Source organism: Rheinheimera sp. (assembly GCF_030690345.1).
Lineage (GTDB): Bacteria > Pseudomonadota > Gammaproteobacteria > Enterobacterales > Alteromonadaceae > Alishewanella.
The window spans coordinates 286,539-307,191 of the sequence record NZ_JAUYGV010000008.1 but is presented as its reverse complement, the minus strand read 5'-3'; the positions used below and the strand labels follow the sequence as shown (position 1 = coordinate 307,191).

General features: G+C 49.5%; 11 protein-coding genes. 4 read left to right on the top strand and 7 right to left on the bottom strand.

All coding sequences use genetic code 11. From position 1 onward, the window contains the following. The first annotated feature begins 23 nt into the window (after nucleotides 1–23). The 3 genes from purL (at nucleotide 24) to Q8O77_RS16335 (ending at nucleotide 10,422) form a co-directional block, all read left to right on the top strand. Nucleotides 24–3,917, top strand: coding sequence for a phosphoribosylformylglycinamidine synthase (purL, locus tag Q8O77_RS16345; protein ID WP_305555656.1), 3,894 nt, complete (start codon nucleotides 24–26; stop codon nucleotides 3,915–3,917). Nucleotides 3,918–4,083: 166 nt separating this feature from the next. After that, nucleotides 4,084–4,893 (top strand): M15 family peptidase, encoded by an 810-nt coding sequence (locus Q8O77_RS16340; RefSeq protein ID WP_305555654.1) that lies wholly within the window; start codon nucleotides 4,084–4,086, stop codon nucleotides 4,891–4,893. Between the two features lie 555 nt (nucleotides 4,894–5,448). After that, nucleotides 5,449–10,422, top strand: a complete 4,974-nt coding sequence (locus Q8O77_RS16335; RefSeq protein WP_305555651.1) for a BspA family leucine-rich repeat surface protein — start codon at nucleotides 5,449–5,451, stop codon at nucleotides 10,420–10,422. A 162-nt stretch (nucleotides 10,423–10,584) separates the two neighbouring features. Here the strand turns inward: Q8O77_RS16335 and Q8O77_RS16330 are convergent, their stop codons facing one another. From Q8O77_RS16330 to Q8O77_RS16300, 7 genes are all read right to left on the bottom strand, one after another. Next, complete coding sequence (locus tag Q8O77_RS16330; RefSeq protein WP_305555648.1) at nucleotides 10,585–11,700, bottom strand: GGDEF domain-containing protein; 1,116 nt, start codon at nucleotides 11,698–11,700, stop codon at nucleotides 10,585–10,587. Between the two features lie 52 nt (nucleotides 11,701–11,752). After that, on the bottom strand, nucleotides 11,753–12,670 hold the full coding sequence (locus Q8O77_RS16325; RefSeq protein WP_305555645.1) for a histone deacetylase family protein: 918 nt from the start codon (nucleotides 12,668–12,670) through the stop codon (nucleotides 11,753–11,755). Then, complete coding sequence (locus Q8O77_RS16320; RefSeq protein ID WP_305555642.1) at nucleotides 12,670–14,526, bottom strand: bifunctional acetyl-CoA hydrolase/transferase family protein/GNAT family N-acetyltransferase; 1,857 nt, start codon at nucleotides 14,524–14,526, stop codon at nucleotides 12,670–12,672. Before Q8O77_RS16320 ends, Q8O77_RS16325 begins: the two co-directional genes overlap by 1 nt. 110 nt (nucleotides 14,527–14,636) lie before the next feature. Beyond that, a complete protein-coding gene (locus Q8O77_RS16315) occupies nucleotides 14,637–15,335 on the bottom strand; it encodes an OmpW family protein (protein WP_305555638.1) in 699 nt (232 codons plus the stop codon). Nucleotides 15,336–15,466: 131 nt separating this feature from the next. Further along, complete coding sequence (locus tag Q8O77_RS16310; protein WP_305555636.1) at nucleotides 15,467–16,885, bottom strand: DUF3300 domain-containing protein; 1,419 nt, start codon at nucleotides 16,883–16,885, stop codon at nucleotides 15,467–15,469. A gap of 168 nt (nucleotides 16,886–17,053) precedes the next feature. Continuing rightward, complete coding sequence (locus Q8O77_RS16305) at nucleotides 17,054–18,766, bottom strand: lysophospholipid acyltransferase family protein (RefSeq protein ID WP_305555633.1); 1,713 nt, start codon at nucleotides 18,764–18,766, stop codon at nucleotides 17,054–17,056. 92 nt (nucleotides 18,767–18,858) lie between these two features. Next, nucleotides 18,859–19,680, bottom strand: coding sequence for a UDP-2,3-diacylglucosamine diphosphatase (locus tag Q8O77_RS16300; protein ID WP_305555630.1), 822 nt, complete (start codon nucleotides 19,678–19,680; stop codon nucleotides 18,859–18,861). Between the two features lie 51 nt (nucleotides 19,681–19,731). On the opposite strand from Q8O77_RS16300, the gene Q8O77_RS16295 reads away from it, so the two are divergent. Next, entirely contained in the window at nucleotides 19,732–20,652 is a 921-nt protein-coding gene (locus Q8O77_RS16295; RefSeq protein ID WP_305555626.1) for a glyoxylate/hydroxypyruvate reductase A, read from the top strand. Nucleotide 20,653 lies beyond the last annotated feature (1 nt).

The window sequence follows — 20,653 nt, the reverse complement described above, 5'->3', positions numbered from 1 at the left end:
CAACCCACGGGAAAAGAAAGCCTATGTTGATCCTGCGTGGTGCGCCAGCACTGTCCGAATTCAGAATTCAAAAGTTACTCGACCAATGCGCCCAAAGTGGCTTAACCATCAGCGGTGTTTATGCTGAGTTTATGCACTTTGCTGATGTTAGCAGCGCATTGACTGACGCACAGCAACAAACGCTGGATAAACTACTGACTTATGGCCCGGCCATTGCCAGCCATGAGCCACATGGCCAGTTGTTACTGGTTACACCACGGCCGGGCACTATTTCGCCCTGGTCATCTAAAGCGACAGATATTGCCCGCAACTGTGGTTTAGCGCCGGTAGCGCGTTTAGAGCGCGGTATTGCTTACTATGTTGAAGCGCCAACGGTATTAAACGCACAGCAATTGCAGCAGGTTGCCGCACTGTTGCATGACCGTATGATGGAAGCGGTGTTTACCGAATTAACTCAGGCGCAGGCCTTGTTTACCAAAGCTGAACCGGCGCCGCTTAGCTCGGTTGATATTATCAATGGCGGCCGCACCGCACTGGCTAACGCTAACATTGAGATGGGCCTGGCGCTGGCCGATGATGAAATAGATTATCTGTTCGATAACTTTACCGCTTTGGGCCGTAACCCGAACGACATAGAGCTGTATATGTTTGCTCAGGCTAACTCTGAGCATTGCCGGCACAAAATTTTTAACGCCGATTGGACTATCGACGGCGTACAACAGCCTAAATCGCTGTTCAAAATGATTAAAAACACCTTTGAGCAAACACCGGACTATGTGTTGTCGGCATATAAAGACAATGCCGCGGTAATGGAAGGTTCCAGCGCTGGCCGCTTTTTTGCCCAGCCCGGTAATTTAACTTATCAGTATCACCATGAACCTATTCATATACTGATGAAGGTAGAAACCCATAACCACCCAACCGCGATTTCACCTTACCCGGGTGCAGCTACCGGTTCAGGCGGTGAAATCCGTGATGAAGGTGCTACCGGCGTAGGATCTAAACCCAAAGCTGGCCTGGTAGGTTTCTCGGTATCAAACCTGCGCATCCCGGGTTTTGAACAGCCGTGGGAAACCGATTTTGGCAAACCGGAGCGAATCGTATCTGCACTGGACATTATGCTGGAAGGCCCGCTGGGCGGCGCTGCCTTTAACAACGAATTTGGCCGGCCGGCGATTAACGGTTATTTCCGTACCTATGAAGAAAAGGTACCCGGGCATAACGGTGAAGAAGTACGCGGTTACCACAAGCCGATTATGTTGGCCGGTGGTTTAGGTAATATCCGTGCGGATCATGTACAAAAAGGCGATTTGCCGGTAGGCGCTAAATTAGTGGTACTGGGTGGCCCGGCGATGAATATCGGCCTGGGTGGCGGTGCGGCTTCTTCGATGGCATCGGGTCAATCGGCAGAAGATTTAGACTTTGCCTCAGTACAGCGTGAAAACCCGGAAATAGAACGCCGTTGCCAGGAAGTGATTGACCGCTGCTGGCAGCTGGGTAAGGATAACCCTATCGTGTTTATCCACGATGTTGGTGCCGGCGGTTTATCCAATGCCTTCCCTGAGTTGGTTAACGACGGTGGCGTAGGCGGTAAGTTTGAACTGCGTAATGTACCAAACGACGAGCCTGGCATGTCGCCGCTGCAAATCTGGTGTAACGAGTCGCAAGAGCGTTATGTGATGGCGATACCGGCGGATAAAATGCCGGTGTTCGAGCAAATTTGTAAGCGCGAGCGCGCACCTTTTGCCGTAGTGGGTGAAGCCACTGGCGATCAGCATTTAACCCTGACTGACACCCATTTTGGCAGCACACCTATTGATCTGCCGTTAAACGTGTTGCTGGGCAAAGCGCCAAAAATGCACCGTGACGTGCAAAGTGTGCAAACAGCGGGTAAAGCATTGGATTTTACCGGCGTAACAGTAAAAGACGCGGCAGAGCGGTTACTGCGCTTACCGGCGATTGCTGAGAAAACCTTTTTGGTTACCATTGGCGATCGCACTGTTACCGGCCTGGTAGCACGCGACCAAATGGTTGGTCCCTGGCAGGTGCCGGTAGCTAACTGCGGCGTAACGGCAGCCAGCTATGATACATACCACGGCGAAGCCATGGCAATGGGCGAGCGCACCCCGGTGGCGCTGCTGGATTTTGCCGCTTCAGCCCGGTTAGCGGTGGCAGAAGCCATTACCAATATTGCCGCCACCGACATTGGTGATTTAAAGCGCATTAAGTTATCGGCTAACTGGATGGCTGCTGCCGGCCACCCGGGTGAAGATGCCGGCTTATACGCTGCGGTAAAAGCCATAGGTGAAGAGTTATGCCCGGCGCTGGAAGTGACCATTCCGGTGGGCAAGGACTCGATGTCGATGAAAACCAAATGGCAGCAAAACGGTGAAGATAAAGCCGTCACCTCGCCACTATCTTTAGTGATCACCGCTTTTGCCCGGGTAGAAGATATCCGCAAAACGGTAACGCCACAGCTGCGCACTGATAAGGGCGATACCAGCCTGGTGTTAATTGACTTAGGCCAGGGCCAAAACCGTCTGGGCGCCTCGTGCTTAGCCCAGGTGTATAAACAGCTGGGCCAGACGCCGGTTGATTTAGACAGCCCGCAGCTGCTGATTAACTTCTTTAACGCCGTGCAGCAGTTAACGCGTGAGCAAAAACTGCTGGCTTACCATGACCGCTCCGACGGTGGTTTATTTGTTACCCTGGCCGAAATGGCCTTTGCCGGTAAAGCCGGTGTGCGTGCTGATGTAAGTAGCCTGGGTAACGATGATATGGCCGTGCTGTTCTCGGAAGAGCCGGGCGCAGTAATTCAGGTAAGCGACAGTGAGCTTGAGTACGTTAAGCAGGTACTGGCGCAGCACGAGCTTGGCAACTGCAGCCATGTGATTGGCGTGGTAAACAGCCATGACGAGCTGGTATTCAGCCGTGGCGATAACGTGGTGTTAAGCGACAGCCGCACCCGTTTACGCTGCATCTGGGCCGAAACCACTTACCAGATGCAGGCGCTGCGTGACAACCCGGAAGGAGCTAAACAGGAGTTTGCTGCTAAGGCAGATGCTGCCGATCCTGGTCTGAATGTGAAACTCAGCTTTGATATCAACGAAGATGTGGCTGCGCCTTTCATCTTAAAAGGCGCAGCACCTAAAATTGCAATTTTGCGCGAACAGGGTGTTAACTCGCATGTTGAAATGGCTGCTGCCTTTAACCGTGCCGGTTTTAGCGCGGTTGACGTGCATATGAGCGACATTTTAGCCGGCCGCGCTAAGTTAGCTGATTTTAACGGCCTGGTAGCCTGCGGTGGTTTCTCCTACGGTGACGTCTTAGGTGCCGGTGAGGGCTGGGCTAAGTCGGTACTGTTTAACGATATTGCCCGTAAGCAGTTTGCAGAGTTTTTTGCGCGCCAAAGCACCTTTTCACTGGGGGTGTGTAACGGCTGTCAGATGATGTCTAACCTCAAGAGCCTGATCCCGGGTGCAGAGCTGTGGCCACACTTTGTGCGCAACAAATCTGAGCGCTTTGAAGCACGCTTTAGCCAGGTTGAAATTCAACAAAGCCCGTCGCTGCTGTTTAAGGGTATGGCCGGTTCGCGTATGCCTATCGCCGTATCACACGGTGAAGGCCATGCTGAATTTGCCAGCAACGAAGCCTTTGTTAAAGCTAACCACAGTGGCACGGTAGCCATGCGCTTTATTGACCATTACGGCAAAGTAACAGAGCAATACCCGCAGAACCCGAATGGCTCGGCTGCCGGTATTACTGCTTTAACCACCACTGATGGCCGCGTCACTATTATGATGCCACACCCGGAGCGGGTGTTTCGCGCCGTGGCCAACTCCTGGCAGCCGGACGGCTGGCAGGAAGACAGCCCCTGGATGCGGATGTTCCGTAACGCCCGCGTCTGGTTAGGTTAAGCCGGCAACACACTAAACAACCCTGCTACGGCAGGGTTGTTTTTTTCAGCCCTTCAATTCAACACTGGCCGATTTTTCTGCTGCACTAAATTCCGGCAACGCCGTGTTGCAGCAACTACACTTAATGACATTTTGGCCCAATATATTACCGGTCACTGAGGTGGCTATGCAAAAATCCGCGGTTATTGCCTTACAACAAGCGTTGCAGCTTAATGACGAGCATGTCAACGGTGCTCTGAATACTTATATGCTGACAACGTGCTCACAGTGGTTGCAAACCAATGCTGCATCTGCCGGCGCATTAAACTGGCAAAGTTGGCCGGCAGAACGCCAGGCCGTGTTATGCCTGCAGCTGTGTTGCCGGCAAGCCGGAGTGAACCCGGGCGAGCCTGATGGCTGGTGGGGGCCACAAACCGCTTACGCCGCTGAGCAGTTAGCTGCCATACAACAGCAAGGCAAACCGCCACCGGCCTGGCGGGATAACTTTACCACGCCGGCTAACCCTAACCAGTGGCCGCTGGACAGAGAAGCAGAATTGCGCGCTTTTTATGGCGAGCCGGGCAGCCAACTGGTTAAGGTAAGTTTACCTTATCCGCTGCGACTGGCATGGGATCTCTCCACCACAGTGCTCAGCACGCAATGCCATCAAAAAGTAGCGACCAGTTTGCAAAAGGTGCTGGAACAGGTGGTGCTGTATTACGGCTTCGATGCTGTACAACAACTGCGTTTAGACTTATACGGCGGTGGCTTTAACCTGCGCGCTAAACGCGGTGGCAGCAGTTTATCCACCCACAGTTGGGGTATCGCTTTTGACTTTGACCCACAGCACAACCAGCTGAAATGGAACAGCAGCAAAGCCGGTTTTGCCGGCGCTGATTACCACTACTGGTGGCAGTGTTGGGAAGACGAGGGCTGGGTAAGTTTAGGCCGCAGCCGTAATTTCGACTGGATGCACGTGCAGGCGGCACGGCTGTAGCAGAAAATTAAAGTTAAGTTTGGATAATCTATTATATTTTAATAGCTTGCATAATAAGTAGTGATTATAAGCTCGCCACCTTTTTCCAGGATGGCGAAAGCAGCTTTAATTTTGATCTGATAATCATCCAGCCTAATTGGCCTTGTACGGCCTCCGGGTTAATAGCTATTTTTTGATTGCCGTCGAAAAATTCTATCACCATTGGAGCTCTGGATTTTTCTTAAAACTTATGACTTAAAACTGTCTTTAATTAAATGTTTTAGTGGTTTTGTAGAGCTTACACGTTAAATCTTAAGTAAATAACATCAACCCGCTCATTAATAGCAAAGGCGTAACCTCGTATATGCTGATGAAGTATTTTATTTACAGTAGCTACGCTTCGTTTAACTTTGTTGTTTATTTTTTGTTTGAACAGTAACCCAATAGGTTGCTCGTCGTTCTTAATGCAGTTAAAAAACCACGCCCCCCACTAAAAAACCACGATTTTTACCACGTTTTGTTACTCGGTCCTGGTATACGTTAGGTTGGATTTGTAACACTAGGGAATATAATCTCATGAGAAATATAGCAATTTTCACTCGTTCAGCAATAATGCTAGCGTGCCTGAGCCTTAGCGCTTGTGGTGGTGATTCAGAATCACCACCAGCTCAAGCTCAGCAACTGGCAACAACAAACGCTCAGTCTGTCGGGGCATTGCCCGATACAGCAGGATTAAACTCTACCGGTACCATAAATGAATCTGCACTCCCGGATGTTTGGACTAGTGTCGATGTGGGCACTCCGGATCTAGCTGGATCTGCCAGTTATAGCGATGGTCAAATCCTTTTATCAGGCAATGGTTATAGTTTAGACACTAATGACTCTTTGCATTTTATTTATCAGCCTTTACAAGGTGATGGGCAGATTGTTGCTCAATTAACCAATATCTCTGATGCCGGTAAATGGGGATATCATGGGTTGATGGTCAGGGAAACGCTTAATAATGACTCGCAATATGCGAGTAACCATTATTTCGAAGATGAAGCGATTTCGTTTTTTAAAGGACGCCGCGATGGCGTTGGGATCAATGTTCCTATTGAAGACAAACAGGTCCATTTGCCAAATGTATGGCTAAAATTGGAAAGAGTGAGTGATGTTTTTATTGCCTCTATTTCTAATGATGGTGAAACCTGGCAAGAAACACATCGGGAAACCGTAGTGATGAGCGAAAATGTGCTTATTGGCCTGGCCGCTAATGCTCATCATAAAAGGAAAATAACCACAGGTACTTGGCAAAATGTCGAGGTGTCATCCACAGGCAATTCACCTGATATTGTAAATTCACCAACCAATTTAACCGCTGTGGCACGTGGGATGAAAGCAGTGGCATTAACTTGGCAAGATAATGCTGACAATGAAACAGGGTACAGAGTAGAAAGAGCCGAAGACGCTGACTCGCTTGAGTTTGAATCATTTGCGGTGCTGTCGCCGAATTCTACCTATTTAGTCGATCATGCCTTAGAGCCAGAGACGACCTATCATTACAGAGTAAGTGCTTTAATGGGCGAGATCGCCTCAGGTTACAGTAATGTGGTCAACAGGACGACGATGGCAGATGAGTCGAAATTGCCTGATGCCTGGAGCAGCACCGACATTGGCTCTCCCGCCATAGCCGGTTTCGCAACTTATACTGGCGATCAGTACTCTGTATCAGGTAATGGAAATATTACGGGTACCTTCGATTCTTTTCATTTTGTTTATCAACCTTTAGAAGGAAATGGTGAGATTGTTGGTCAGTTACTAAGTGCTGAGAATGCTGGCCAGACGGGTTATCACGGAATTATGATCAGGGAAACGTTAGATACGGACTCACAATTCGTGAGTAATATGTACCATAGAGGCCGTGCTTTCTTTAAAAGTCGTAATAACGGGGCAATAGAAGAACAGATTGAAGAAACAAAAAACCTATTACCTTTATGGTTTAAATTAGAACGGTTAGATAACCTGTTCATTAATTATATTTCAGATGATGGTGAAACCTGGCGAGAAACACATCGGGCTACTGTAGTGATGGGCGATAACGTGTTTATTGGTTTAACTGCTAACACTCGTTCCCTGGATAAAATCACCAAAGGTACTTGGCAACATGTACAAGTGTTTGCAGATGCAGAACGATTAGCACCACCAACAAACGTAACAACCGAGGCAAGTATTAATGATGAAGTAACATTGACTTGGCAGGATAACTCTAATAACGAAACCGGTTTTAGAATTGAAAGGGCCGTCCGGGGCAATCCATTGGTGTTTGAAATCGTGGCCGAAGTAGGGGCTAATACAACGTTCTATCAAGACGATGGTTTGACACTTGGTACCCACTATGTTTACCGAATAGTCGCTCTCAAAGGTAACGCATCATCACATTTTAGTGAACAAACTACAGTCGAAGTACTTGCGTATGAAAATGCAATTCTTTATATGCAACGATTAGCGGGCGATTATGATAAAACCGATAGACATAATAGCATCAGCGTCACGACGACCGGGGATAGTGCCAACAACTTACTAAGACACCCCGGCATGATAGGTAAAGAGATAAATGTTGAATTAGAGAAGAGCTTGTCTGCCTCAGACGGCACTATCTCTTTTAAAATAACGCCTAATACGCATCAGCAAACGACAGAGTTTTTCAGCTCCGACGCACTTACTATTAGTCAAGTTGAAGAGCAGTTGCTTATCAGCGCTAATGGCATAAATAATATTTATAATGTGCGACTGGATACACTCACATGTAATCACGTGGCTATCCGTTTTAAAAACGGCGTTATGTCGCCGTATGTAAATGGTGAATGGTTTGATGATGTTAATGTCGGCTCGTTAGAGATTGATTCTTTTAACCTGCAAGAATATGACGGAAACGTCTGGGATGTATTATTAACTAACTCGCAAGTATCCGACGAGGTTATTTATGAGCGCAGTGCGCGTTGTACAGAGGCAGTAGAGCCAACCCATCTTCCTTTTGCAGATTACCCATTCAGACTCTGTGGTGTATATACATGTCTTTGGCTACAAAGCGAGGAACAACTGCTGGAAGAGAAAAAGCGAGTTTATCTTCATGCACTTGAAATGGCATATGACCGGAATACATTTGATGTTCAAATGTATAAGTATGATGATGTAGATCGTCAGGCTAGTCTGGATCGTTGGGTTAATCGAGAGAACAATTCTTTATCTAATAGCGCTACCAGAAGGTTTGAATTTTTCACTTTGGATAACTTGTTTAGTACAGATAGTAGTGTGAATACTCATTACTGGCTGCATGAGAACTTCCACGGTTATCAAATGCCCTTGTTCGGAGGTGGTAAATGGCTGGCCGAAGCAACGGCAAGTTGGGCCTCATGGAGTTTTTACAATAAATCTCCTGCAGGTTATAGCCATGGAGCATTTACCTTGAATCCCCATTTAGGGATGTATGAAATAACTAAAGAGCTGGGTAAGAAAAGATATTACCATACTTCAATAATGTTTGCTTATATAACGGCTTTTGTTACAGGCGATAGCATTATAGGAAAGTTATATAATTCACCTGAAATTGAATCGGATGCTTTCAAAGCACTTATAAAAGTGGTCGAAGATGAAGGGCATGACTTCCCTCAGGAGTTTGCTGAATTTGCCGCCAGAACGACAGTTTGGGATTACCCGGACCCTAAAGTTAGCGATGACTTAAAAGCAGTTCAGAAAAAAGCGATTGTTGTTGGTGAAGCAGATAACACTCTGGCGGCAACCTGGCCGGCAGAAGGCACTTATGGTATTTACCATTTCGCACCAAAACGCTATTTGCCTGGTGCCTATGGATGGAATAGCTACAAAATCGAGTCGACAGCAGCTGCTACTTATACGTTAAAAGTAAAAGGCAGTGATCAAAATACCGGAGACTTAAACTTCATCGGCAAAGTGGTTAAAGGAACGCCTGGTGCTTATGAATATGTTGATTTACCTATCGGGACTGAAGTCTCATTAGGCAATGGCGAAGCGGAACTTGAAGTAACAACGCAGGAAGGCGAAGAACTGTACTTAGTCGTTGTTGCCATAAGTGAAGATCATCTTTCAGCTGAAAACGTAGACTTTGTTTATGAATATGCCATTGAGTCAAGTGCACATCCACTGCCTAATGATCATATCCGTACCTTTGTTTTGCCAGAGCAAACAGGGCCTGCGATTGTTGATCATAAAAACTACACTGTGACCAGTGAAGTTCAGCGTGGTACTGATGTGTCGGTATTATCGCCAACGGTTACGCTTTCTGATGGTGCGTTTAGTTCAATTCCAAACGGTACTCTAGTCGACTTTACCCACCCGGTTGTTTATTCAGTTACAGGATTGAGTAATGCTGAAGCCAAAGATTGGGTAGTAACGGTTGAAGCTGTGCCACTGCGAACTGACACTGATTTTGTTACTTTTGAGATAGAAAATATCACCCCGTTTTTTACCGTTGATAAAACAGAACATACTGTATCTGCCAATTTATTATCGGTGGCAGATTTAACCGCAGTGAGGCCTGTCTTTAGCTTGTCTGATGGCGCAACTAGTGTTCCTGCAAGTGGTGAAATAGTTGATTTAACAAATCCTGTCACTTATACGGTGACTGCTGAAGATGGTACAACGATACAAAGTTGGACCGTTTTGGCTGGAGATTTTCGACCATATATTACCACTTGGCAAACCGATGAAGCCAATACTGACATTAACCTGAGTTCTGGTGACTTTGATGGTAACTACCAATTTACATGGAAAGATGCCTACGGGTTACCCGTACAAAGTGGTAGCGTTTCGTCTGAAAAAGAACAGTTTTTTCAGACTACCTTAGTCGAACCAGGAACGTATACTCTTGAGATTAAAGGTTATTATCCTTATTTTCATACTCCTGACATTGAGTATCTAAAGGATGTAAATCAGTGGGGAGACATTCCCTGGAAAAGTTTGACTTTTGGTGGATGGGAGGGGCATGGCTTTAGCGCGACTGATTTACCAAATCTCTCCAACGTAACTTCTATGTACCAGATGTTTTATCGTGCTAAAAACTTTAATAGCGACATTAGCCAATGGGATACAAGCAACGTCACAGATATGACCAGTATGTTTTCCAGGGCTGCAGCATTTAACAGTGATATCAGTGGCTGGGATGTTAGTAACGTGACCTCGATGGAAAGTATGTTCAGAGAAGCCTTCGCTTTTAATAGAGATATTGGTCAATGGGATACAACTCATTTACAGGTCACATCAGAGATGTTTTTTGCAGCAAGAACTTTTAATCAAAATTTAGGATCTTGGAATATAACCAGTATTGTAAATATGGAAAAAATGTTTAGCAGTGAGACTTTTTCTCAGATTAATTATGATAAAACGTTGACGGGCTGGGCTGAGCAAAATGCTCGGGGAGATGTTGTTTTTGGTGCAGAAGGCCTGAGATATTGCGAAGCAGAAACGTCTCGTTATTTCTTGATCAATGAACTAAATTGGACGATTACCGGCGATGAGTTAGTATGCCCTTAATATGTAGCGATTAACTTATTAAGTACATTAGAAGCGGACGTTGTTTCGCTTCAAAATAAGTTTATTGCGATAAAAAGAGAAAAGCATAAAAGGCACCTCATTATATAATGCCGTTCACTTAAGGTGAGCGGCATTTTTTCATTTGGTTCCCCTTTTTCCGGGTCAAGAGTTACCGGCCGGCAACGGATTTATCACGCTATGCCGGGCCTGGTTGCGGCCTTGTTGCTTGGCCTGGTACAGCAGCAAATCTGCCTGCTGCATCAGCTCGCCGGATGTCAGCTGGTGGCCGGGATAATTCAGTGTTACCACACCGATGGACGCGGTAAGCACGCCAAACGGCGAGGCACGGTGCGGTATCGCTTGTGCAGCCAGTTGTTGTGGTAATTGCAGTAAGCCGGGCGGCTGAGCGGTTGCATGTTGTTCTACCAGAATAAATTCTTCACCACCAAAGCGTACTACCAGACGTTTTTTATCAGCAGACAGCAAACGCGACAATTGTATTAACACCAAATCACCGTCGAGGTGGCCATAGTGGTCGTTGTAGGCTTTAAAATGGTCTATGTCCAGCAATCCCAATGATAATTGTTGCCCTTCGGTGAGCTGAGCCAGCTTTTGCTGCAAGCGCTGCTCAAAGCTGCGGCGGTTTAATAAACCGGTTAACTGGTCGGTTTCGGCTTTTTGTTGCTCCAGCCGTACTGCTTTAAATTGGCTGCGCAGTAAGGTGTCAAACTGTCTTTGCCAGGTCATGCACAACAATATGCTGATGCATAAATAAAATATTACCCAACCGGTGTTGGTGTCAGTGCAAAGTTTAATAAATAACAGACTGCTTAACAGCAGTAGCCACAACAACAATTTTTGCTGCAAATTAAAAATCGGTATCGCGGCTATAGCAAAGGCCACCACCATAGGGCCGCCTTCACCCAGCCGGCCGTTGTATTGGCCAGAGGTATAAAAGGTAATGCTAAGCAGCATAATTACTATGGCACTGAGCGCCAGCCAGCCCTGTAGCCAGTGTTCAGCGTTCAGTTTTAATGACAAGACGATATACGCCACTATACACATTACAGCGGTATAGCGGGCCAGGTTGGTGAGGCTAAGCCAACTGTCGCCCAGTAGCACGTCGGTAACAGAAAACAGCAGCATTAATACAATGCAAACTACGGCAAAACGTTTGGTGCTGTTGTGTGTGCGGTGGACCAAATAACGGCAAAATTCAGCTTCACTGCTGCGGTCCAGGTAGCTGAATGCCGGAAAGTAACGGGTAAAAAGCTGCATAGAGGCCGGAAGTTATTGCACTTAGGTTATAGCATAGCAGCTTAACGCCTTGTTACATCAGCCCTTTTAAAAACGCGACTACACTACGCCCCAGTGCGCTTAGCGCATAGCCACCTTCCAGTACCGCCACTATACGGCCCTGGCAGTGTTGATCTGCCAGTTGCTTCAGCTGTTGCGCTATCCAGTGGTAGTCATCCTCTGTTAACAGAAACTGCGCCATATCATCTTCGCGGTGGCCGTCAAAGCCGGCCGACACCAGAATAAGTTGCGGTTGAAAGGCGTTAATGCGCGGCAGCCAATGTTTAATGATTTGCTCGCGCCAAATCGCCGGTTTGCATAACGCCGGCAAGGGTAGGTTTTCGATATTATCGCCTGATGGTGTATCGCCGGTATTGGGATACAGCGGATACTGAAACGATGAGCAAAACAACACCCGTGCGTCGCCGGCAAAAATATCTTCGGTACCGTTGCCGTGGTGTACATCAAAATCGACAATAGCGACGCGGTTTAACTGATACTTTTGCAATGCATAGGCGGCGGCTACGGCGACGTTGTTAAAAATACAAAAGCCCATGGCCTGGTCGCGGGTGGCATGATGGCCCGGCGGGCGTATATTGCAAAATGCCTGCTGGTTCACATCAGCCATAACCTGGTCTACCGCATTAATGGCGGCGCCGGCGGCGTGTAGTGCTGCGCTCAGGCTGTGCCGCATCATCTGGGTATCCGGGTCCAGCCAGATATGGCCTTCTGTTGGCGCTTTGGCGTAAATTTCATCGACATACAGTTTACTGTGCACCGGGTATAAGTCTGTTGCCGCTGCAGGGCTGGCATCGCGCTGCTGCACAACAAACTCCAGCCCTGAGCGGATCAGCTGATCATTAACGGCACTTAAGCGGGCCGGTTGTTCGGGATGGTCATCGCCGGCCAAATGCAAATAACAGCTTGGGTGACTGAATAAGGTAATGGCCATTAGCTGGTCTCCCCGTTATGAGCTGAGCGCGGCAGGTGCAGTTGCAGGTATACTTCGCTGGGGTCGTCGCCAGGCAGACGGGCAAAACCGGCTTTTTGGAATACCGCCAACATGGCTTTATTTTCTGCGCGTACATAGGCTGTCATGCTGGTTAGGCCGCGTAGCTCGGCGATGTTAATCAATTCCTGCAGCAGGCGTTTGGCCATGCCTTTGCCCTGGTATTTCTCCCGTGTGACAAAGGCTACTTCACAACCCTGATTATCGTTGAGCAAATAGTAGCGCCCCACAGCCTGAATTTGCACCGCTGAGCCTTTTTGTTTCACGATACACAATGCCAGGTCTCTGGATTGATCGACACCGACCAGGGTGCAGGATTTCTCGCGACTCATCTGAGTTGGCACGGCACTGTAGCGCAGTTGCAGCGTTTCTTTGGTATGCGAGTAGAAAAATTCCTGCAGCCTGCGCTCGTCTGACGGGTTAAGTGGCCGCAAGTCAAATTCCTCGCCGTCGATATGCAGTTCTTTAAAGCCGACGCTGCCCAGTTCCGGTACTTCGGTAGGGGTATGCAGCTGATAGTGCGGCACCCAGAATTGCAGGCGGATTTGCTCCAGCAATTGCTGGCGAAATTTCGGATGCGCCACACGGATAAGCTCCAGCGCGCGCTCGCGAATACTTTTGCCGCGCAAAGACGCCACACCAAATTCGGTAACCACATAATGCACATGGCCGCGTGAGGTTACTACCCCGGCGCCCGGGCTTAAATGCGCGACAATACGTGATACGGTACCGTTTTTCGCTGTGCTGGGCAGCGCAATAATGGGCTTGCCACCGTTGCTCATAGAGGCGCCGCGGCTGAAATCGACCTGGCCGCCAATGCCGCTGTAAAATAAATGCCCGATAGAGTCAGACACAATCTGACCGGTTAAGTCGACCTCAATGGCGCTGTTTATCGACACCATATTGTCGTTCCGGGCGATATTGGCCGGTGAATTGACGTATTCACTGGGGTAAAAACCCATATGCGGATTACAGTGCACAAAATCGTACAGTGCTTTGCTGCCCACACAGAAGCTGGCAACGGTTTTGCCCGGGTGAAAGGTTTTTTTACGGTTGGTTACCACGCCCTTTTTTATCAGTTCCATCATCGAGTCGGTGATCATTTCACTGTGAATGCCAAGGTCGCTATGGTTACCCAGATAGCGCAGCACGGCATCGCACATTTTACCGACACCAATTTGAATAGTGGCGCCGTCTTCCACCAGCAAGGAAACATACTGGCCAACCCGCTCTGTCACCGGATCCGGTTTGAGCTGGGGCATTTGCGCTATCGGCTGTTCGGCATAAAAATACGCGCTGATCTGATCTTTATGGATAAAAGCCTGGCCATAGGTGATGGGCATGGAGGGATTAACCTGAGCAATGACCTTTTTTGCTGCTTTGGCCGCGGAGGAAACAATATCCACCGATACGCCAAGCGAATGATAACCGTGTTCGTCAGCCGGGCTCACCATAATAAGTGCGGCATCCAGCGGCAAAATGCCGTCACTGAACAAGGAGGGAATATCCGACATAAAACAAGGCGTGTAATCGGCACGGCCTTCTGCCACCGCGCGGCGTACCTGGTCGCCACCGATAAATAAGGCGTTAACTTTAAATAACTGCTGATATTCCGGTTCTGCCCATTTGTTGTCGGATAGGGAATACACCTGCACAATTTCAATGTCATGCAGCTGTTTGGCATTGCTGATTAAGTGATCAATCAGTGCCGTTGGTGTAGCGGCGTGCGAGCCGATAAAAATACGGTCGCCCGATTTTAACAGTTGTTGCCAGTTCAGCTTGTCTGTGGTTTTACTCATAACCCATCCGGCGCAAGGCTTGTTGTGTCACGGTGTAATGTGTCTCAGTGTAAAACAAAAAGGCGACCTTTATACAGTCGCCTTTAGTCTGGGTGATTAACGCTGCAGCCTTACAAAGTCCAGCGCAGACCAATCATCGCAACGTAAGGGTCAATATTCACATCGACACTTTGCACAGTAGCGCCGTTAACCTGCACGCGGCCGGTGGTATCGATATCCATTTTGCTTAGCATAATGTGTACACCAAAGGTTTCATTCAGCTTAATATTCACCCCGGCCTGCAGTGCCAGACCATAAGAGCTTTTCAGCTTCAGACTGACATTATCATTGGCAGCGGTTACGTTTAACGCATCCAGCGCGCCTTCAAGCTGGCCGTCAATTTGCTCGTCAAAAAACACCGTGTAGTTCAGGCCGACACCAACAAAGGGGTCAAAGGTCTGATGTTGTGGCATAAAATGGTATTGTGCCAGCAAAGTAGGTGGTAAGTGCTTGGTTTTACCCACTTTTAAGCCGTCTATCGCCGAGCCTTTTACTTTAATATCATGGCTGAATGGTGTGGCGGCAATCAGCTGTACGGCCCAGTTCGGGTTGATCCGGTAGTCAAAAGTCAGGCCCAATTGGGTATTAGTATTAACCCCTACCGCAGTCGATCCGGCCGGCAGCCCGGCGACTTGTTCAATAACGTTCAGGCTGGAGCTGCTATCGTCCGGGGCGACGGTAATGGCGCCAACGTTAATGGCAAAGTCGGCATAAGCCGGGGCCGCGGCCAGTGCAGCGGCCAGAGTAAGTACAGACAAAGTGGTTTTCATAATAAACTCCGCAGATAAGGTCTGCTGCAATTGTCCGCTTTGGCCGGCAAAGAATATTGGCCTGGATCAATAAAAAACGGGGCTGAGATAAATTCAGCCCCGTAATTTGTTTTGTATCAATAAAGTAGCGCTTAGTCGATTTGCCGGCGCTCGTGGCGTTGCACCGTAGTGGTTGGCCGGGCCGGTGGCTGGCGGTACTCACGTGCCGGTTGAGCCTGCTGACGTTGTTGCACAGGAGCCTGGCGTTGTTGCACCTGGACTCTCTGCTGCTCTGGCTGGCGGTGTTGTTGCACCGCAGGTTGCTGGTACTGCTTCGGCTGTACTTCACGTACAGCCTGGCGCTGGCGCAATTGCTCGGTACTGATAACCCGCTGCTGGCGTTGCTGCTCTGTGGTTGTTACGCGTTCGCGCTGCACCGTCGGCTGTTTAAGTTGCTGGTTTAGCTGCTGGCGGCGCTCATCGCGGTTAACTTCAGTAGTGCGTAGCCGTTGCTCTGTGGTAGCAGCATTACGTTGCTGGCGCAGCGCTTCATTGTGCTGGCGCGGATTTTTGTCATGGCTCTGGTATTGCCGCTCAGGCAACCGCACTTGCTCCGCGGTTTTGCGCTGGTACAACTGTTTGCTTTCGCGCACTGTTACGTTGTTATCTACCCTGGTGTGGCGCACCGGCTTACCCTGAATTTCTCGGGTAGGTTGGCGATAGCCATAGCCGGCATTGTAATCGCGGTTTAAGCGTTCATGACGGTAATGTACACCACGGCGATGTTCGGTATTGTGCTGCCAGCGCCGCGCATCAACGTAATGCTTATGGCGTCTCGGATAATAGCGTGGTGGCGTGTGGTAATAATGATGATGCACGATGACATGGCGATGGCGCCAATCAAAGATACCAAAGTAGAACCAGGGCCGCACATTAACACTTACGCCCCAATGGAACGGACTGTTACGGTAATATACCCCGGCAGTATGCCAATACACCGGCGGATGCGATGGCCACCACCAGTCACCGTAAACTACGCGGGTATTGTACACCGGTACATAGACCACTTCGCGCCGGGCCGGTTCAATAACAATAACTTCACGTTCGCGCTCTACCACTACATGCTTGTTATCGTTAAGTGAGCCGTTAGCATAGGCTTTTTGCCGCAGGGTTTGAATACTGGCCAGTACCTGAGTTTCATCGGCTAAAAAGGCTTCACCCAGCTGTTGGGTCCAGTCCAGATCGTTGCTCAGGCGTTCTAACAGCTGTGGAAAGGCCACCAGGGCTTTGACACTCGGGTCCCAGCCTTTATCTTCTACCGCGCGCACGGCATCGTCGGCGCTCAGTTCGGGGTTATCTTTCACCCAGCGCGCGGCCTGCACTACCTCCAGTGGATAAGTAGCAGCAATCAGTACGTGGGTTAATACAGTGTCCGGGTACAGCGCGACCGGCGCCAGCATTTGATCCAGTTCTGCTTCAGACCAGCTGTCATCTTCTGCCTGCACCGTCTGGCAAACCAACAGCACGCAGACGGCCAAAGCTCGGCTTAGTTGCAGCATCAGGTTTTTCATCTTGCTATCCTCAGTTTAAGCCGCTGGCATTAAAATACATGACAGGCGACTTTTTATACAGTGTATAGCTTATAGGGGGATTAGGCTGAATTGAAACTGAACTTTACGGAACCTTTACACTGCAAAACCGGCAAGCAAAGCTGCCGGTTTATGTTGGCGGCAGGGTTGTTATGCAGCGTCGATGTAGCGCGCTTTTTTATTGGCTTTTAACATGGTCATATCCACCAGCACCAGGCCGTCAACGCAGTTGGCGAAAGCAGGGTCGGTACCAAAGGCGAGAAACTTGGCTCCGCCCGGCTCGCACAGCTCGCTGTACTGCTTGTACAAGGTTGGTACACTTACGCCCATATTGGCCAGCAGGTGCTTCAGTTGGGTAAAATCATTCAGGTAATCGTTGCCGCTAAAGTGCTGTTGTAACTCAGACAAGATAGCTTGCGGTAGCTGATAAGGTTGTTTTGATACCGCCGCGCAGGCACTGTCGCCAAAGTACAGGCTGTAAAAATACACCATCAGATCGCGGGCAGCTTGCGGGTAGCTGTTCGACAAACTGACACCGCCAAACAAATAGCGGATATCCGGATTACGGCGTAAATAAGCGCCAATGCCGTACCATAAGTATTCCAGGCTACGCTTGCCCCAATATTTGGGCTGGACAAAGCTGCGCCCCAGCTCCAGCCCGGCATCCAGATACGGCTGCATCTTGGCATCAAACTGAAACAGCGAGGCGGTGTAAAGCCCGGCTTCGCCATGCTGCGCCAGTACTTTACGGGTATTGGCAAAACGGTAGGCGCCGACTATTTCCAAATCGTCTTTATCCCACAGGATCAATTGCTCGTAGTAGCTGTCAAAACGGTCGATATCGCGGCGCTGGCCACTGCCTTCACCTACGGCGCGAAAGGCAAATTCGCGCAGCCGGCCAATTTCGCGCAGCACCGGCGAGCTTTGCTGGTGGCAATACAGGTAAATTTGTTTGCCGTCGCTGGTTTGTCCCAGCAGCTCGCAGCTTTCCACGGCTTTTTTCAGCGTAATACGATCTTCCGGATGGGCAATGGCGCTTTGGGTAATAAACAGCGGTGGCTTATTTTTTGCCAGCCGGTACAGGTGTTTCTTAAACAGTTTTACTTTGGCCTGGGTTTCCAGCGCTAAGTTAGCGAAGGCTTCGTATGGGATTTGCTCGCCAATGCGCATCTCCAGCTTTTTACGCTGTTGGTTAAACATTTCCTGCACCAGCAGCATAGTCGCCAGCGGTTTGTACAGCATAGAGGCACCGTAAAACAGTGCGGAATTACGGCCATCAATAAAGATCGGCAATATCGGCGCCTTAGCGTTGGCAGCAAAGCGTAAAAAGCCGCTGTGCCACTTGCCATCACGAATGCCTTCCGGCCGCAGACGCGAGACTTCACCCGAGGGGAACAGGATCAGAGCGCCCTCCGAAGCTAAATGCTGCTGAATATTATCCAGTGCCCGCCGCTCCGTGCCACCATACATATTGTTTACCGGCAGTAACAGATTGTGCAGCGGCTCCAGTGCCATCAGCAATTGGTTAGCAACCACTTTTACGTCGGGACGAATATCACTGACTAACTTTAACAAAGCCAGGCCATCCAGCGAGCCGATAGGGTGGTTAGCGATAATCACCACGCGGCCACTGGCCGGAATGCGCTCAACTTCGTTGTCGCGCACAGAATAACGAAAATTGAAGTAATCCAGCACCTGCTCAACAAATTCCAGTCCCTGCAGGTGCGGATAGCGCGCGGCGAAGTCAATAAAGTCCTGTTCATGCAACAGGCGGCGCAGTGCACCTTTTACCGGCCGGTATAGCCAGGGCTTGTTGGTTAACTGCGGAAGGTTTTGGCTAAGTACCTGGTCGACACTGATCATATTGAGCTCCGATAGCACTGCAGTAGGCTGGGCTCAGGCTAAAGTGGTTGTATGACAGTTCAGTGTCGGATTTATGGCAGTTTGCTGAAATTTCAGGCGGCTTTTTTAGCGCTGACAGCAAGGGGCAGGGCGGCAATTCTCTCTGCCTGCTCTGTCCAGTGATACAGTGCCAGGCTGCCATCCAGCTGCTCTACCAGTGCGGTGCAGCTGTCTATCCAGTCGCCGTCATTGCAATAAATAATACCTTGTTCCAGGCGGATTTCCGGATGATGAATATGGCCGCATACCACACCGTCAAAGCCGCCGCGCTTTGCTTTAGCTATAGCAGCAGCGCGATAACGTGCTATGGCTTTTTTGGCCCCCGGCACCTTACTTTTTATATAAGCCGCCAGGCTGAAGTAACTGCCGCCGGTAAGCCGGCGCACACGGTTGTACCAACGGTTTAAAAACAGCAGGAAATCATACAGGTTATCACCCAGCCAGGCGTGGGCACGGCCAAAGTTGACCTCTTTATCGAATTCGTCGCCGTGCAGTAACAACAGTTTTTTGCCCTGCAGCGTGGTATGGCAACCGCGCAGCGCAATGCGGATATTGCCGAAGCTTTTACCGGCGTATAGCCGCATGGCTTCATCATGGTTGCCGGGAATATACACTACTTCTACACCTTGCTCTGCTTTGTCTAACAGACAACGCAGCACTTTGTTTTGCTCAGGCGTCCAGTGCACTTGCTTACGCATGGCCCACAGGTCAACAATATCTCCCAGCAAATAAATGGTACTGGCCTGGCTTTGCTCAAGAAAGTTGAGTAGATAATCGGCGCGGCAGTCTTTGCAACCCAGATGAACGTCAGATAAAAAAATGGTGCGGCAGTTCAGCATCGTCGGTACCATGTTATCTTTAAGCGCTGCCAGCATCGGTGCCGGCTGTGTCAGTGGTATGACGATTTTTTGAAGCTTTGGTGACCTATGAGCCTTGCCCTGATCATTCCTGATCGCAAACTTGATGATTTACAACAGCGCTTAGCGCTGGCATTAGCCGACACCCGGATAGAAATCTGGCCGGATATCCGTAAGCCGGAAGAGGTCGAATTTGCGGTAGTGTGGAAACAACCGCACGGCAGTTTGGCGGCGTTGCCAAACTTAAAGGCTATTCAATGTTTTGGCGCCGGTGTCGATGCTATTCTGGCCGATCCAACTTTGCCGGCCTTGCCGATAGCACGCATTGTTGACCCCGGCCTGACACAAACCATGGTGCGTTATTTAGATGGTGTGCTCAGCTATTACCGGCTGCGGCTGGATTTGTTCAGTGCTTCGCAACAGCAAGCGTTATGGCAGCCGAAAGGCCCGCGGCGTATTGCGCATATTTGCGTGTTGGGGCTGGGCGAATTAGGTGCGGCGGCGGCAGCGCATTTTGCCGCTCTGGGCTACAGCGTCAGCGGCTGGGCCAGAACGGCAAAGGTGTTGCCGCATATCCGTTGTTACAGTGGCACTGAGGAACTGGGCAGTGCCGTTGCCGGGGCCGATATAGTGATTTGCCTGTTGCCTCTTACTGCCGCGACAGAAAATATGCTGGCAGAGGATTTTTTTAACCGCTTAACGCCAGGCGCTATTTTTATTAATGTTGCCCGCGGCGCTATTGTTGATGACGACGCCTTGTTAGCGGCGCTGGATAGCGGGCAAGTGCAGGCGGCATGCCTGGATGTGTTCCGCCAGGAGCCCTTGCCGGCAGAGCACCCGTTTTGGCAGCATCCGGCTATTTTAATTACCCCGCATGTGTCGGCCGTCACTAATGTCGCAACGGTTGTGGAGCAAATTGCCGACAACTACCGCCGCAGTCAGGGCGGCGAGCCGCTGTGTAATCCGGTTGATATGGGGCGGGGTTATTAAG